The 14,947-nt window shown below is 69.3% G+C and carries 15 protein-coding genes and 1 tRNA gene; 6 read left to right on the forward strand and 10 right to left on the reverse strand.

Translation table 11 applies throughout. The annotated features are described in order from the left end of the window. The first annotated feature begins 40 nt into the window (after positions 1-40). Positions 41-1,324, forward strand: coding sequence for an MFS transporter (locus QRN16_RS15220; protein WP_285187954.1), 1,284 nt, complete (start codon positions 41-43; stop codon positions 1,322-1,324). Here QRN16_RS15220 and QRN16_RS15225 read toward each other — a convergent pair. The 4 genes from QRN16_RS15225 to QRN16_RS15240 all read right to left on the reverse strand — a co-directional run bounded on the left by QRN16_RS15225 (position 1,304) and on the right by QRN16_RS15240 (position 5,613). After that, entirely contained in the window at positions 1,304-2,641 is a 1,338-nt protein-coding gene (locus tag QRN16_RS15225) for a DEAD/DEAH box helicase (protein ID WP_222627727.1), read from the reverse strand. The genes QRN16_RS15220 and QRN16_RS15225 overlap by 21 nt on opposite strands. 681 nt (positions 2,642-3,322) lie before the next feature. Beyond that, positions 3,323-4,219 (reverse strand): DUF3089 domain-containing protein, encoded by an 897-nt coding sequence (locus QRN16_RS15230; protein ID WP_285187957.1) that lies wholly within the window; start codon positions 4,217-4,219, stop codon positions 3,323-3,325. Positions 4,220-4,244: 25 nt separating this feature from the next. Continuing rightward, positions 4,245-4,317: transfer RNA gene (locus tag QRN16_RS15235), tRNA-Arg, on the reverse strand. 54 nt (positions 4,318-4,371) lie between these two features. Next, entirely contained in the window at positions 4,372-5,613 is a 1,242-nt protein-coding gene (locus QRN16_RS15240; protein WP_350310215.1) for a PucR family transcriptional regulator, read from the reverse strand. Positions 5,614-5,934: 321 nt separating this feature from the next. On the opposite strand from QRN16_RS15240, the gene QRN16_RS15245 reads away from it, so the two are divergent. Then, positions 5,935-6,888, forward strand: a complete 954-nt coding sequence (locus QRN16_RS15245) for an acyl-ACP desaturase (protein WP_027504174.1) — start codon at positions 5,935-5,937, stop codon at positions 6,886-6,888. A 63-nt stretch (positions 6,889-6,951) separates the two neighbouring features. Here QRN16_RS15245 and QRN16_RS15250 read toward each other — a convergent pair whose 3' ends face one another. Genes QRN16_RS15250 through QRN16_RS15260 form a run of 3 tightly spaced genes read right to left on the reverse strand, consistent with a single transcriptional unit; the run spans position 6,952 to position 8,592 of the window. After that, complete coding sequence (locus tag QRN16_RS15250) at positions 6,952-7,278, reverse strand: cupin domain-containing protein (protein ID WP_027504173.1); 327 nt, start codon at positions 7,276-7,278, stop codon at positions 6,952-6,954. A gap of 40 nt (positions 7,279-7,318) precedes the next feature. After that, entirely contained in the window at positions 7,319-7,798 is a 480-nt protein-coding gene (locus tag QRN16_RS15255) for a dihydrofolate reductase (protein WP_285187962.1), read from the reverse strand. Then, positions 7,795-8,592, reverse strand: a complete 798-nt coding sequence (locus QRN16_RS15260; RefSeq protein WP_056446937.1) for a thymidylate synthase — start codon at positions 8,590-8,592, stop codon at positions 7,795-7,797. The genes QRN16_RS15255 and QRN16_RS15260 overlap by 4 nt, the downstream gene beginning before the upstream one ends. Positions 8,593-8,615: 23 nt before the next feature. Here QRN16_RS15260 and cobF point away from each other — a divergent pair, with 23 nt between their 5' ends. Then, the gene (cobF, locus tag QRN16_RS15265) at positions 8,616-9,362 is read left to right on the forward strand and encodes a precorrin-6A synthase (deacetylating) (RefSeq protein WP_285187964.1); all 747 of its coding nucleotides are present in this window, start codon (positions 8,616-8,618) and stop codon (positions 9,360-9,362) included. Between the two features lie 20 nt (positions 9,363-9,382). Further along, complete coding sequence (locus tag QRN16_RS15270) at positions 9,383-10,249, forward strand: Fpg/Nei family DNA glycosylase (RefSeq protein WP_285187966.1); 867 nt, start codon at positions 9,383-9,385, stop codon at positions 10,247-10,249. Between the two features lie 4 nt (positions 10,250-10,253). On the opposite strand, the gene QRN16_RS15275 is transcribed toward QRN16_RS15270, so the two are convergent. After that, a complete protein-coding gene (locus QRN16_RS15275; protein ID WP_222627719.1) occupies positions 10,254-11,822 on the reverse strand; it encodes a carboxylesterase/lipase family protein in 1,569 nt (522 codons plus the stop codon). A gap of 41 nt (positions 11,823-11,863) precedes the next feature. Here QRN16_RS15275 and QRN16_RS15280 point away from each other — a divergent pair, with 41 nt between their 5' ends. Beyond that, positions 11,864-12,457, forward strand: coding sequence for a molybdenum cofactor biosysynthesis protein (locus tag QRN16_RS15280; RefSeq protein ID WP_222641575.1), 594 nt, complete (start codon positions 11,864-11,866; stop codon positions 12,455-12,457). Here the strand turns inward: QRN16_RS15280 and QRN16_RS15285 are convergent. Beyond that, positions 12,454-13,893 (reverse strand): dihydrolipoyl dehydrogenase family protein, encoded by a 1,440-nt coding sequence (locus tag QRN16_RS15285; protein WP_285187970.1) that lies wholly within the window; start codon positions 13,891-13,893, stop codon positions 12,454-12,456. The two genes, QRN16_RS15280 and QRN16_RS15285, sit on opposite strands and share 4 nt — an antisense overlap. Before the next feature lie 47 nt (positions 13,894-13,940). Between QRN16_RS15285 and QRN16_RS15290 the strand changes: the two genes are divergently transcribed. Continuing rightward, a complete protein-coding gene (locus QRN16_RS15290) occupies positions 13,941-14,693 on the forward strand; it encodes an SDR family oxidoreductase (RefSeq protein WP_285187973.1) in 753 nt (250 codons plus the stop codon). Here QRN16_RS15290 and QRN16_RS15295 read toward each other — a convergent pair whose 3' ends face one another. After that, the gene (locus QRN16_RS15295; RefSeq protein WP_027504165.1) at positions 14,694-14,939 is read right to left on the reverse strand and encodes a DUF2630 family protein; all 246 of its coding nucleotides are present in this window, start codon (positions 14,937-14,939) and stop codon (positions 14,694-14,696) included. It lies immediately after the preceding gene. Positions 14,940-14,947: the final 8 nt, after the last annotated feature.

Below are 14,947 nucleotides of genomic sequence, written 5' to 3' on the forward strand. Positions count from 1 at the left end.
TCCCGTTCCGACGGAGACCCGCGGAACGAGAAAGTGAGCCATGACGTCCGACTCCGACGCCGCCGTGCAGATCACGCGCCCGAGACGCGTGCACCGGGCCTGGATCGTCGCCGCCGTGGCGTTCCTCGCACTCCTCGGGGCCGCGGGGTTCCGCGCCGCTCCGTCGGTGCTGATGGTGCCGATCACCGACGAGTTCGGCTGGTCGCGCGGCGTGTTGTCCGCGGCGGTGGGTGTCAACCTGCTGCTCTTCGGGCTGACCGCACCGTTCGCGGCGGCACTGATGGACCGCTTCGGCATCCGGACGGTGACGTCCGTCGCCCTCACCGTCGTGGCCCTGGGCAGCGCCCTCACCGTGTTCGTCACAGCGCCGTGGCAGATCCTGCTGACGTGGGGGCTGCTCATCGGCCTGGGTACCGGATCGATGGCACTCGTCTTCGCCGCCATGGTCACCGACCGCTGGTTCGTGCGGCGGCGCGGGCTCGTGTCCGGCATCCTCACGGCCGGGTCCGCGACCGGTCAGCTCATCTTCCTGCCCGTGGTCGCCGCGCTCGCCGACAGCTCGGGATGGCGGACGGCGTCACTGGTCGTGGCGGGCGGTGCGCTGGCCGTGGTGCCGTTCGTCCTGCTGTTCCTGCGGAACTCCCCGGAGGAGGTGGGGGAGCTGCCGTACGGGGCGACCGAGCAGGCCGCCCCGGTGCTCGTCACGGGGAATCCCGCGATGCGGGCGATCCGAGCACTGCGGGACGCGTCGTCCGTGCGGACGTTCTGGGCGTTGATGGTGGGCTTCGCGATCTGCGGCGCCACCACGAACGGGCTGGTCGGGGCGCACTTCATCCCGTCCGCGCACGACCACGGCATGCCGCAGACCACGGCCGCGGGACTGCTGGCCGTGGTGGGGATCTTCGACATCGTGGGCACCATCGCGTCGGGCTGGCTCACCGACCGGGTGGATCCGAGACTGCTGCTGGGCGCGTACTACGCCTTCCGAGGCGTCGCCCTGCTGTTCCTGCCGGCGCTGCTGTCCGACGCCCTGCACCCGTCGATCGTGGTGTTCATCGTCGTGTACGGCCTCGACTGGGTCGCCACGGTGCCGCCCACCATCGCTCTGTGCCGCGAGGTGTTCGGCACGCAGGGGCCGCTGGTCTTCGGCTGGGTGTTCGCCTCGCACCAGGTGGGCGCGGGCATCGCGTCCGTGGTGGCGGGGGTCGTGCGCGATGCCACCGGTGAGTACACCGCCGCCTGGTTCGGCGCAGCTGGTCTCTGCGTCGTGGCGGCGGTGCTCAGCGTCGGGATCGCTCGGCGATCAGCCCCGGTAACCGGCTGATTCGCTGCGCGCGGTGGTGGGGCGACGACGTCGACCCGAACCCCCGTTGGAGTTGCCGGCATGACCGCCGCGGGTGGAGCGTCCGCGTCCGGGCTGCTGCTGCTTCGGAGCCGGTGCGGCCTCCTTGGGAGCGGGCTTGACGTAGGCCGCGACGTCGCCGACCAGCTCCTGGACGGCCGGTGAGTCGACGGTCACGCGCTGCGGCGCCGCGTCGATCTTGGCCTTGCGCATCAGGACCGACAGGTCTCGACGCTGCTCCGGCAGGACGACGGTGACGACGTCGCCGGCGCTGCCCGCACGGGCCGTACGGCCACTGCGGTGCAGGTAGGCCTTGTGCTCGGCGGGCGGATCGACGTGGACGACCAGCTCGACGTTGTCGACGTGCACACCGCGCGCCGCGACGTCCGTGGCCACGAGCACGCGCGCATCGCCGTTGGAGAACGCAGCGAGGTTGCGGTCACGCGCAGCCTGCGACAGGTTGCCGTGCAGGTCGACGGACGGGATGCCGGCCTCGGTGAGTTGACGCGCCAGCTTGCGAGCCTGGTGCTTGGTGCGCATGAAGAGGATGCGGCGACCCTCACCGGAGGCGAGACGCTGGACCAGCGCCTTCTTGCCGTCGACACCGCCCACCTCGAAGATGTGGTGGGTCATCGCGGCGACGGGGGAGTTCTCCTCGTCGACCGAGTGCTGCACCGGGTCGGTGAGGAACTGCTTGACCAGCTTGTCGACGCCGTTGTCCAGCGTCGCCGAGAACAGCATGCGCTGTCCGTGCGAGGGTGTGGCCTTCATGATGCGCGTGACGCCGGGCAGGAAGCCCAGGTCCGCCATGTGGTCGGCCTCGTCGAGCACGGTGATCTCGATGTCGTCCAGCGTCACCAGACGCTGCTTCATCAGATCCTCGAGGCGACCGGGGCAGGCGACGACGATGTCGACGCCGCGGCTGAGCGCGGTGACCTGGCGTGCCTGCGAGACGCCACCGAAGATCGTGGTGACGCGCAGGTTCGACGCCATGGTGAGCGGCTCGAGGGCGGCAGCGATCTGGGTGGCCAGCTCACGGGTGGGGGCGAGGATCAGACCACGCGGGCGGTTGGGCTTGCGGACGCCCGAGAACGTCTCGCCGAGGCGGGACACCATGGGGATGGAGAACGCGAGAGTCTTTCCGCTGCCGGTCTTTCCGCGTCCGAGGACGTCGCGACCCTTCAGCGTGTCGGGCAGGGTGTCCGCCTGGATGGGGAACGGTGACGCGATGCCGGCAGCTGTGAGAGCGCGGACGAGACGGTCACTGACGCCGAGGTCGGCGAAGGAGGGAGAAGTCATGAAGAGTTCGAGTGCCTTTCGGGCATCTGAGCACTCCTGTGGCGGAGCGCAGAATGGCGAGACTGCCGGTGGGCAGTTCCGATCGCCGTAAGAAAAATTCGTGCTGATTCCACGACGTACGCCGCGCACAGTGGCGCAGCAGCGTGCCCCAGTGTAGCCGGTCGGTCGCTGTGACCGCCGTCTCGCAGCGCGTGGGGCCGGCGCCGTGCACGCTCTGCCGGGTGGAGTTGTTGTGGCGGAACGGGATCGGCAGTGCGTGCACACCATTTCCGGTGGGCGCACACCCCTCCCGGCAGGCCGCAGCGGGTGTGCGCCTCACGGAACTGGTGTGCGGTTCGGAGTACGGGTCTGGTTCGCGTGTGCGCACCCGGGTGATGAGCGCGCGCGGCTGCGGTGGGTGTGCGCTTCGGTGCAAGGCCCGGTAGGGGTGTGCACACCCCCTCTGGGGAGCGCACACCCCTCCCAGCAGGCCGCAGCGGGTGTGCGCTTCACGGAATCGGTGTGCGCTTCGGCGTGCGGGTCTGGTTCGCGTGTGCGCACCCCGTGTGACCAGTGCGCACGGGGCTGCGGTGGGTGCGCGGGAGATGCTGGCCCGGTAGGGGTGTGCACACCCCCTCTGGTGGGCGCACACCCCTATCAACAGGCCGCAGCGGGTGTGCGCCTCACGGAATCGGTGTGCGATCAGGCAGTGAACGCCGCGCTCTGCGACCGCACCAGATCGACCAGTGTCTGTTGCGGAATCGTCAGGTCCAGCAGGTGCAGCCCCCAGGTCGCGTTCGGCAGCGTGGGCAGGGCCGAGGCTCCGGGGCCGTCGATCATGAGCACGTTGTCACCGTCGCACTGCGCCGTGAGGTTCGGCAACGGCCCCAGTACCGGCGTCCTGGCATTCGCTTCGAGCGACGCCGGGTTGGTGCAGATGATGCCGTCGCCGCCGTAGCGGGAGTCGGGTGGGGGAGTGCGCGAGACCGTGGAATACGCGACCACGCAACCGGTCTCGCTCACATCCGTGCACGGGGCGACGGTGGTGAAGTCCGCCGTCCGCACCGAGATGCCGGGAATGATGGCGGACACCAACAGCGCTCGCGTCGCGGGATCCGGTTCGATGCGTTGCTGCAGGAGCGTGCGCAGCATGCGTGAACCCTGCGAATGGCCGACAAGCACGACACCGCGTTCCGAGTTCCGCTGCGCGAGGAAATCGGTCCACGCCGCATCGATGTCCACGTAGGCCGCGGCGAGTGCCGCATCGCGTGCGGGACCGTCGGCCGTGGCGAGGCTCAGCAGCGTGGCCTGACGGTAGACCGGAGCCCAGACGTTGCACACGGAGTCGAACGGGCGGGCCTGCGCCGCCGCGGCGAAGGCGAGTTCGGGGGACGCGTCGAGGTTCGCCGACTGCGCCGGTTGCAGAGAGGCGGTGGGGTAGACGTAGAAGCAGTCGACAGGGGCGTCGGTGCCACCACCACACGGATCCGCGGTGCCGGGCCGGCAGAGCCAGGTTGTCGACGGTGCTGCCGACGCGGCCGGCACCGACAGGACGAGTGAGCCGAACAGGGCTGCCACCAGGAGGAGCGCGCGCGTCATGGCTGGACTGTAGCGGGGCTTTCGGTGCCCTCGGCAGGATTCGAACCTGCGACCTACCCTTTAGGAGAGGGTTGCTCTATCCCCTGAGCTACGAGGGCCGACCCGGTGAGAGCCGGGCTGACGCTCAGCACTCTACCGGGTCGACGTGGCCGTCAGGCGCTGGGCGAGATGGCCTCCAGCTTGCGTGCCACCAGTGCGGCCTGCAGGTGCCGCATTCCGGACGGGCGCGTGGGATCGAACCCCGTGAGGTGCGCGATCCGCTTGAGGCGGTAGTCGACCGTGTTGGTGTGCAGGTGCAGCTGACGCGCCGAGCGCTGACGGTTGAGGTCGTGGTTGATGTGGATCTCGAGGGTCTCGAGCAGCTCGGGCGAGTTGTCCAACGGGACGAGAACGCGTGACAGGTACGCCCGGCCGGGGCCGGGGCGGGTGAGCTGGTACTCGAGAACCAGGTCGGTCATGCGGTAGACACCGGCGGGTCGACGAAGCTGCTGGGCGAGGTCGAGAAGCTCGTGCACCTGATCCGAGGCGGCCGGCACGTCGTTGACGGAACTGGTGGCGACGGTGGCGGTGACCGCGGTCTCGGCGGCGACGGACATGCGCTCCACGAGAGTGGCGACCCATTCGTCGTCGCGCTCGCCGGGAACGAGAATGGTGCCGCCCTCGGCGGACAGCATCGACAGGGGGGAGCGGTCGCACACGAGGGCCAGCTCGGCCTGCACGCGGCGCAGCTTGCGACGGGCGGTGACCGCGCGCGGCAGGGCGGGGTTGGACTCGTCGGGATGCGCGGCGATGGAGACGGCCAGCACGGTGAACGAGTCGGCGAGCTCGATGCCCGACTGGCGGGCCACCGAACGCGCGTTGTGGCCACTGAGCAGTGCGGTGACGACGGTGTGCGCGGCGGTGTGGTGCTCGCTCGCGACGGCCTGCAGTTCGTCGACGTAGCTGGCCGACGCGGCCGTCGAGATGCGCTCCGACAGGGCGACGAACGCCTTGGCGACAGCCTTGAGATTGCCCGTCGCGCGCTCGGACACCAGGTCCCAGCCCATCTGGATGCCCTCGTGGTAGACGCCGAGGACGGCGCGGAGCGGAACACCCTCGCGGGCCCACTGCGCCGCGCGGCCACCGAGCTCGTCGATGTCCTCGTCCGAGGTGGTGGGTGCGTCGCCGACGCCGACGGCCATGGACAGGCAGGACACCGTCAGTTCCGTGACGTCAGCCCGGAGGGTCGCGCCGAGTGTCGACGTGCGGGTGGCCGCAGCCGGCTGACCCACCGTCCGACGAGCGACGTTCTCGAGGTCGCGTGGCGGCACGCCGGTGCGGCCTGCCACCATGAGTCCGGTGGTGCTCTTCTCCACCGCAGCCGCCTGGGACGACTGCGTGTTCTCGACACTCACGTAACTAGTTCCTTCCGGTCGGCGAGCCGTACGTCCACTCCGTGTCACGTGGCGGTTTCCCTCCACGTCGACGGTCGACTGGCTCGTCACTCGCACAAAAACGGGGCGCAAGTTCAGATTGTAGGGCAATAAAAGTTCATATGTGTAGTTTCGTCCCGCGTTTCCTCGCGGCGCTGTGACCCGAGCCAGGCGGAATCGGACCGTCCTGCGACTCGTCCCAACATCGACGCAAGGCGGCGGTGGCCCGATCGGACCCGTCCTAGCGTCACCTCTCGTCGGCCGGCCAGGTCGACGGAACACGACGCGTCACGGGGGAACCTCATGCCACAGGTGCTGTCACAGATCGAGCTGCTGCGCGAACTGCAGCCGGTAGCGGAAACCAATCTCGAACGCCATCTGACGCTGGCCAAGCCGTGGAACCCCCACGACTACATCCCGTGGAGCGACGGCAAGAACTTCGCGATGCTGGGCGGCCAGGACTGGTCGCCGGAGCAGTCGTCGCTGTCGAAGGTCGCCAAGGCGGCCATGGTCACCAACCTGCTGACCGAGGACAATCTGCCCTCCTACCACCGCGGGCTCGCCGAGAACTTCTCGATGGACGGGGCCTGGGGAACCTGGGTCGGTCGCTGGACCGCGGAGGAGAACCGCCACGGCATCGCGATGCGCGACTATCTCGTCGTCACCCGGAGCGTCGATCCCGTCGCGCTCGAGCAGGCGCGGATGGAGCACATGACGGTCGGTATCGACTCGCCGATGGAGGGCGCCAACCTGCTGCACGGCGTCGCCTACGTGACGTTCCAGGAGCTGGCCACCCGGGTGTCGCACCGCAACACCGGCAAGGCCTGCAACGATCCGATCGCCGACGCACTGCTCGCCCGCATCGCGGCCGATGAGAACCTGCACATGATCTTCTACCGCAACATGTGCTCGGCGGCCATCGAGCTCGCGCCGGACCAGACGATGAAGGCGATCGCCGACGTCGTCATGAACTTCCAGATGCCGGGGCTCAACCAGCCGGACTTCCGTCGCAACGCCGTCCTCATCGCGAAGTACGGCATCTACGACCTGCGCCAGCACCTCGACGAGGTCATCATGCCGGTGCTGCGCAAGTGGGACATCTTCGAGCGCACCGACTTCGGACCCGAGGGCGAGAAGCTGCGCGAGATGGTGGCCGACTACCTGGCCGACCTCGAGAAGCAGGCGGTGCGCTTCGAGGAGTCACGCGACCGAGCACTCGCCCGCGACCGCGAACGCGGCGAAGCCATCGCCGTCTGACAGATCTGACGACCGTCTTCGATCGACCGGCCTCCGGCCTGCCCGGCCTCCGGCCTGCCCGTCCTACATCGCGACGGTCAGCAGGAACGCGACGTCCTCGACGGCCTCCACACTGTGGCGGGCGTCGGGGACGACGAGGAGATCGCCCGCGGAACCTTTCCAGGATCGCTCACCGCTCACCAGTTGCAACTGGCCGCTGAGGACCAGGACCGTGGACTCCCCGTTCAGATCGTGCTCGGCCAGCGAGTTGCCGGCGGCCAGGCCGACGACGGTCTGCCGCAGGCTGCGCTGATGTCCGCCGTAGACGGTGTGCGAACTCCGCCCGCTGGACGCGGTCTTCGCCAGCTTCAGCTGTTGCCGAGCGAGCGCGGTCAGCGATTTCTTGTCCATGCGTCGTATTGTCCCGCTCAGCGGGCCCCGGCGCGGCGAATCAGCGCGTGTAGCGCACGAATCGATAGCGAACATCGGATGCGCTGCTCGTCTGCCAGGCGCCCTCGGTCCGGGTGAACGATGCCGGTACCTCGGGAGCGACCGTGTCGCCGCCGGGGACGTCCAGATCGATCTCGGTCATCTCGACGACATCGGCGTGCGGCAGGGCGAGCCGGTAGATGTCCGCGCCGCCGATGATCCACGTGTCGTGGCCGCCGAGCAGCGCCTCGTCCATCGTGGCGGCACGTGCGGCACCCTCCGCGGACCAGGACGCGTCACGGCTGAGCACGATGTTCGTCCGGCCCGGCAGAGGGCGGAACCGTGCGGGCAACGAGTCCCAGGTACGCCGCCCCATGACGACGCGGCTGGATCCCGTGACCTCACGGAAGTGCGCCATGTCCTCGGGCACCCGCCACGGAATCGTGCCGTCCTTGCCGATGACGCCGCCGTGCGCCTGCGCCCACACCAACCCGATCATCATACCGCTACGGGTGCCTTGATCGCGGGATGGTGCTGGTAGTCGACGATCTCGATGTCGTCGAAGGTGTAGTCGAAGATCGAGTCACGTGGAGCGAGTCGGAGCGTGGGGGCGGGGAACGCGTCTCGCGTCAACTGCTCGCGCACCTGGTCTACGTGATTGTCGTAGATGTGGCAGTCGCCGCCGGTCCACACGAAGTCGCCCACCTCGAGGCCGGTCTGCGCGGCGACCATGTGCGTGAGCAGGGCGTAGCTCGCGATGTTGAACGGCACGCCGAGAAACATGTCGGCGCTGCGCTGGTACAGCTGGCACGACAGCTTTCCGTCGGCGACGTAGAACTGGAAGAAGGCGTGGCACGGAGCCAGTGCCATGTCGGGGATCTCCGCGACGTTCCAGGCCGAGACGATCATGCGTCGGGAATCGGGGTCGCGGCGGATGGTGTCGATCACCTGCGAGATCTGATCGATGTGGTCGCCCGACGGTGTGGGCCACGAGCGCCACTGCACTCCGTAGACCGGCCCCAGGTCGCCCTTCTCGTCGGCCCACTCGTCCCAGATGGTGACGCCGTTCTCGCGCAGGTAGGCGACGTTGGACTCGCCTCGCAGGAACCACAGCAGCTCGTGCACGATCGACTTGAGATGCACGCGCTTGGTGGTCACCAGCGGGAATCCCTCGGACAGATCGAACCGCATCTGGTGGCCGAACAGGCTGGTGGTGCCGGTCCCGGTGCGGTCGGACTTGGGCGTGCCCTCCGCGAGCACGCGGCGGAGCAGATCCTCGTAGGGCGTCGCGACCATGGCTACACCTTAGGCTCAGGCAGATGAGGACCATGCACGTGATCGGTATCGGAGCGGGGGATCCCGACCAGGTGACCGTCGCGGCGATCAAGGCGATGAACACCGTCGACGTCTTCTTCGTCATCGACAAGGGCGCGCAGAAGCAGGAGTTGGTCGACGTCCGCACCCGCATCCTGCGCGAGCACGTGCCGACCGACCATCGCGTGGTCGAGTTCACCGATCCGCCGCGCGACCGCGCGCCGTCGGACTACGACGACGCCGTCGACACCTGGCACGACCTCCGCGCCCGGATGCTCGCCGACCTCGTGGACGCGGAGCCGTCCGAGTCGGTCGGCGCGATGCTGGTGTGGGGCGACCCGTCGCTCTACGACAGCACGTTGCGCGTGGTGGAGCGGGTGCGCGCGGTGCTCGACAGCCCGTTCGAGGTCTCGGTGATCCCGGGTGTCACCAGTCCGTCGGCGCTCGCGGCCGCGCACCGCATCGTGATGAACCGAGTGGGGGAGCCGGTCCTCACCACCACCGGTCGCCGGCTTCGTGACGAGGGCCTGCCCGACGGCGTCACGGCGGCCGTGGTGATGCTCGACTCGGACTGCAGCTTCCGGTCGCTGCCCGGGTGGAACGTGTGGTGGGGCGCGAACCTGGGCACGCCCGGCGAGGTGATCCTGGCAGGCCCCGTCGACGATATCGGGGACGAGATCGTCGCGCGCCGGGCGGCTCTGCGGGCCGAGGCCGGCTGGGTGATGGACACCTATCTCGTCCATCGACCGTGACTTCCGATTAGGGTCGAGGTGTGCCGGAATTACCCGAGGTCGAGGCTCTCGCGGGCTTCCTCCGTGAGCATGCGCTGGGAGCGGTGATAGGGCGGATCGACGTGGCCGCGTTGAGCGTTCTCAAGACCTTCGACCCGCCGGTCACCGATCTGCAGGGCAAGGACATCACGGGCGCGGCCCGGTGGGGCAAGCACCTCGGCATCGAGGCCGGCGGGCTCTGGCTCGTCACGCATCTGTCGCGCGGCGGCTGGCTGCGGTGGACGGACAATCCGTCGTCGGCGCCGCCCAAGCCGGGCAAGGGGCCGCTCGCACTCCGTGTCCATCTCTTCACGCCGGAGGGGCTCACGCCCGCGTTCGACCTCACCGAGGCGGGGACGCGCAAGCGGCTCGCCGTGTGGGTCGTGCGCGATCCGCAGGAGGTGCCCGGCATCGCCCGCCTGGGCCCGGACGCCCTCGCGGTGACGGAGCCGGAGTTCGCGGAACTACTCGCCCGCAAGAGTTCTCGGCTCAAGACCGCATTGGTGGATCAGCACCTGCTCGCCGGGATCGGCAATGCCTACAGCGACGAGATCCTGCACACCGCGAAGCTCTCGCCGTTCGCCACCACCGCCTCGCTCACCCCCGAGTCGGTGACCCTGTTGTGGACCACGATGCGCTCGGTCCTGCTCGACGCCGTCGCGCGGTCCGAGGGTCAGGACGCGGCGCGGCTCAAGGGCGAGAAGCGGTCCGGTATGCGGGTGCACGCGCGGACGGGCATGCCCTGCCCGGTCTGCGGCGACACCGTGCGCGAGGTGTCCTACGTCGACCGGTCGTTCCAGTACTGCCCCACGTGCCAGACCGGCGGCCGGATTCTCGCCGACCGCCGTCTGTCCCGTCTCGTGAAGTAGCCGATCAGCGGAAGTCCTGCGACGACTCGTTCTCCGTACCGGCCGAGGATCCGGTCGGTGTGTCGTAGCCGCTGAAGCCCTCCCACGCAGCGCGACGGGACCCGAGCGGATCGTTCTCCATCCGCGTCGCGCTGTCGAAGATCCGAGTGGCGCGCCCGGGCACCTCGTACTGGGTCCAGTCCGCTTCGGGCGCACCGGTTCTCGCGAAGGCGAGCCACTGCTTCTGCACCTCGTCGGTGACAGCCACCGAGCTGCCCCAGTCGCCCAGGATCGCGAAGAACTTGCCGACGCGGGCGCGGTAGACGCCGAACACGGCGAACAGTTCGGAACCGTGCGTCGAGTACAGCTTCAGCAGGTCGAACAACCGCGGTGAGTAGTCGTAGCGGTACACGTAGGTGGGCGCGTGCTCGGTGTGCGCGTCCGCGATCTCCAGCGACGGTCGCCAGAAGGTGATGTCGCCGCCGAAGTCGATGGCGGACAGGCCCTTCGGGTATCCGGGGTACTCGGCGAGAATGCGATCCCTGGCCGACGGGTCGGTGTTCGCGAACAGGCGGTCGATGCGCTCGGCATTCGTGGGAAGGGCGTCGAGCCACTTGGGGAACAGGGTGCCCTCGTGCTCGTTGCTGCCGATGATCATCGGGACGGGATGCGCGCGGCCCGATCGGTACGCCTCGAGCGGCGCCTCCGGCACGTAGTCCCCGTCGACGCTGGGGCCGAACGGAATGAGCCCCGGAGTCTCCTTCAGGCTCTTCGAACCCAGCCGGTGAGCCGCCTTCAGCAGGTCGGCCACGTCGGCTCCCGCGAGCGTGTCGGCGGCGGTGTCCGGAGTGGCACCGAGCAACTCGACGAAGTCGCGTCCCCACTTCTCGCTACGGTCGGACGTGGCGACCATGCCCGGCGCCGAGCTCTGCGAGATGGCCTTGTGGAAGAGGCCCTTCGTGGCGGGCACGGTCGTCAACGTGGTGACGGCGTTGCCGCCGGCCGATTCGCCGAAGATGGTGACGTTGTCCGGATCGCCGCCGAATGCGGCGATGTTGCGCTGGACCCACTGCAGCGCGGCGACCTGGTCCCGCAGCCCGAGATTGCTGTCGAAGGTCCGGTCGGGCGTCGAGAACTGTCGGAAGTCGAGGTATCCGAGGGCGCCGAGCCGGTAGTTGAGCGAGACGTAGACGATGTCGCCGCGGCGGACCAGCGACGTGCCCGAGTACATGGAGGTGGCCGACGTTCCCAGCGTGTAGGCGCCGCCGTGGATGAACACCATGACGGGGCGGGGGCCGGCGGGCGTGGTGGCCGGCGCGCTGACGTTCAGCGTCAGGCAGTCCTCGCTGGTGCCCTGTCCCTTGATGGGACCGATGGGGGAGCGGCCCGAGTCCTGGACCGCCGCGTCACCCCAGCGGGTGGCGTCCCGGACGCCCTCCCACGCCGTCGGCGGCTGCGGTGCCCGCAACCGCAGCGGTCCGACCGGCGGCTGCGCGTACGGGATGCCCCGCCACTGCGCAATACCGCGCGCGACGAATCCGCGGACCCGCCCCTCGCTCGTGGTGATCTCTGTCGAAAAGTCTCCCTGCCCCATCCGGCCGACTATACGGAGAGCCGAGTGAGCACACTCGGGGTATGACGTTCACCTGTCCCATCGAGATCGTGCAGCTTCTCGTGTCTCCGTCACATGCCTACTTCGGTCGCAGCAAGGACGGACCCGCCGCCGACGTACGCACGCAGCTGCCGTCGTCCGTCGAGGTGGTGACCGGGAAGGGCATCCGGGGCGACCGGTTCTTCGGCGTCCAGGCGCACACCGAGGCGGCGATCACGTTCCTGGCCGTCGAGGCGTGGGAGACGGCGGTCGCCGAGGCGAACGCCCTGCACCCGGACGACGAGCCGTGGGACGGCGACGTGAGCGTGGCCCGCCGCAACATCGTCGTGCGTGGTCTCGAACTCGACCCGCTCCGGGGCGAGGACTTCGTCATCGACACCGGTGACGGCCCGGTGCTCCTGCGTGGGGGGCGTCCCGCGCACCCGTGCGCGTGGATGGACAGCATGGTGGTGGACGGCACCCGCAAGGCGTTGATCGGACGCGGTGGTCTGCGCACCGCGCCGATCAGCTCGGGCACGCTGCGAGTCGGACCCGGTGTCGTGATCTCCCCGGTCCCACTCGACCCCGAGCGAGCAGCACTGTCCGTACGGCGCGCCCAGCCGCTGCCACGCGGCTAGCTTCCGCTGCGAGCGGCCTCGAGCAGGCGCAACCACACCTCGCTCATCGTCGGGTAGGACGGGACCGCGTGCCACAGGGTCTCCAGCGGGACGCGGCCGACCACCGCGATGGTGGCCGCGTGCAGGAGTTCCGCGACGCCCTGGCCGACCAGCGTGAATCCGACGATCACGTCGCTCGACGTGTCGATCACCATCGACGCGTGTCCGGCGAAATCGTCCTGGCGCAGGGAGCTTCCCGCGACGGCGATGTCCATCTCGACCACCCGCACCGGCAGACCGGCGGCCCGCGCCTTCTTCTCGGTGAGGCCCACCGACGCCACCTCGGGGGTGGTGAAGACGACCTGGGGCACCTGGCCGTGGTCGGCACTCGCCCGGAACCTGCTGCCGTCGATCGATCGACCCTCGGCGCGCGCGGCGATGACGTCGCCGCACACGCGTCCCTGGTACTTGCCCATGTGGGTGAGCAGGGCGCGACCGTTGACGTCGCCCACCGCGTAGAGCCACTCGTCCTTCGCCGTCAGATGGTCGTCGACGGCGATCGAGTCCCCGGTGGGGAGGCCCACCGCGTCGAGCCCTAGGTCCTTGGTGGCCGGCCGTCGGCCGGCGGCGACCAGGATCTCGTCGACCTCGAGTGTGTCGTCGCCGATCGTCACCGAGGCGGGCCCACCGTGGAGGTGGCCGTACCCGGTGTCCTGCGCGTCGGGCCGCGACACCGTGGCGACCTGCGACTCGAACAGGATGCGCGCACCCGCGGCGGTCAGAGCGTCGGCCACCGCCGCCCCGGCGAACGGCTCCGATCCGGCCAGCAGCGAGGTTCCGCGCACGATCATCGTGACCTCGGCGCCGAGGGCCAGCAACCATGTCGCCGACTCGCAGGCGACCACGCCCCCGCCGATCACGATGATCCGCTCCGGCACCTCGTGCAGGTTGGTCGAATCGCGGGACGTCCATGGTAGTGCTTCGCGCAGTCCGGGAATCGGCGGCACCGTGGCCGTGGTGCCGGTCGCGAGGACCACCGCGTGCCGAGCGCGCAGGACCCGATCGCCCACTGTCACCTCGCGCTCGCCGGACACCCGGCCGTGACCGCGCACGACGTGGATGTTCGCGCCCTCGGCCCACGACACCTGGGAGGAGTCGTCGAGCCCGTGGGTGAAGCTCTCGCGGCGGGCGAACACCGCGTCGACGTCGAGTCGCGCGTCGCCGACGATCTCGCGGACCCCGGGCATCGCCCGGGCCTGGTTCAGCACCGAGGCGGGCAGGAGCAGCGCCTTGCTGGGCATGCAGGCCCAGTAGGAGCACTCACCGCCCACCAGTTCGTGCTCGACGATGGCGGCGGTGCGATCACTGCCCGCGATCGCGTACTGCGCCGCGTTCTCGCCGACGGGCCCTCCGCCGATCACGATGACGTCGTACTCGTCGGTGCTGCTGTCGCTCACTGATCCTCCAGAGTTCTGAGTGGGTCGTGGTGGCTAGTGTGTGCCCGATGGGGAGACAGAAGATCGTGATCACCGGGGCCAGTTCGGGTCTGGGCGAGGAGATGGCGCGGCGGTTCGCGGCGATGGGCCGCGACGTGGGGCTGTGTGCCCGGCGGGTGGACCGGCTCGAGGCTCTGCGCGCCGAGCTCACCGCCCGGCATCCGGACATCACCGTGGCGGTCACCGCGATGGACGTGACGGATCACGAGTCGGTGGTGTCGGGGATCGACGCGCTGCGGGAGACACTCGGCGGGCTCGATCGCGTGATCGTGAACGCCGGTCTCGGGAAGGGCGCGAGGCTCGGCACCGGCCGCGCGGACGCCAACCTCGAGACCGCACGCACCAACTTCGTCGGAGTGGTGTCCCAGGTCGAGGCAGCGCTGGCGGTGTTCCGTGAGCAGAATGCCGGTCACCTCGTCCTCGTGTCGTCGGTGAGTGCCGATCGCGGACTACCCGGATCCAAGGCTGTGTACTCCGCATCGAAGGCGGGAGTCTCGGCACTCGGCGAGGCGCTGGTCGCCGAACTCCGCCGCACACCCATCGCGGTCACCACGGTTCTGCCCGGATATGTCGCCACCGACATGTCCTCCCGCGCCGGAGACGCCGGTCGACTGATGTCCTCACTCGACGACGGCGTCTCCGCGATGGTCGCGGCCATCGAGAAGGAGGTCACGCGCTCCGCGCTGCCGGGCCTCACCTGGAAGGCGATCGACGTCGTGTTGCGCGTGCTCCCTCGTCGACTCACGGACGGGCTCGTCTAGCTACTGCAGGTAGTTCTCGACCTGTGAGACGGACTGCGCCTCGGCGTCGTCGGGGGAGAGTCCGGCGTCCTTCTTGGCGCGCCGCTGACGCAGCAGGTCCCAGCACTGGTCGAGTGCTTTCTCGAGCTGGTCGAGCTGCGCCCGCTCCTCGCTCGGATCGAGCTCGCCTGCTTCGGTGCGCGAACGCAACTCGTGCTCGGTGTCGACCAGGTCCTTGATCTTCGCGTAGATGTCGGTCTCACTCATGAACGCAC

Origin of the sequence: Rhodococcus sp. MEB041 (assembly GCF_030208955.1) — a bacterium.
Taxonomy (GTDB): Bacteria; Actinomycetota; Actinomycetes; order Mycobacteriales; family Mycobacteriaceae; genus Rhodococcoides.

Bases quoted from the DNA above. Each gene is read 5' to 3' on its own strand.
- QRN16_RS15220 (WP_285187954.1), top strand. From the start codon at position 41: ATGACGTCCGACTCCGACGCCGCCGTGCAGATCACGCGCCCGAGACGC.
- QRN16_RS15225 (WP_222627727.1), bottom strand. From the start codon at position 2,641: ATGACTTCTCCCTCCTTCGCCGACCTCGGCGTCAGTGACCGTCTCGTC.
- QRN16_RS15230 (WP_285187957.1), bottom strand. From the start codon at position 4,219: ATGACGCGCGCGCTCCTCCTGGTGGCAGCCCTGTTCGGCTCACTCGTC.
- QRN16_RS15245 (WP_027504174.1), top strand. From the start codon at position 5,935: ATGCCACAGGTGCTGTCACAGATCGAGCTGCTGCGCGAACTGCAGCCG.
- QRN16_RS15250 (WP_027504173.1), bottom strand. From the start codon at position 7,278: ATGGACAAGAAATCGCTGACCGCGCTCGCTCGGCAACAGCTGAAGCTG.
- QRN16_RS15255 (WP_285187962.1), bottom strand. From the start codon at position 7,798: ATGATGATCGGGTTGGTGTGGGCGCAGGCGCACGGCGGCGTCATCGGC.
- QRN16_RS15260 (WP_056446937.1), bottom strand. From the start codon at position 8,592: ATGGTCGCGACGCCCTACGAGGATCTGCTCCGCCGCGTGCTCGCGGAG.
- cobF (WP_285187964.1), top strand. From the start codon at position 8,616: ATGAGGACCATGCACGTGATCGGTATCGGAGCGGGGGATCCCGACCAG.
- QRN16_RS15275 (WP_222627719.1), bottom strand. From the start codon at position 11,822: ATGGGGCAGGGAGACTTTTCGACAGAGATCACCACGAGCGAGGGGCGG.
- QRN16_RS15280 (WP_222641575.1), top strand. From the start codon at position 11,864: ATGACGTTCACCTGTCCCATCGAGATCGTGCAGCTTCTCGTGTCTCCG.
- QRN16_RS15290 (WP_285187973.1), top strand. From the start codon at position 13,941: ATGGGGAGACAGAAGATCGTGATCACCGGGGCCAGTTCGGGTCTGGGC.
- QRN16_RS15295 (WP_027504165.1), bottom strand. From the start codon at position 14,939: ATGAGTGAGACCGACATCTACGCGAAGATCAAGGACCTGGTCGACACC.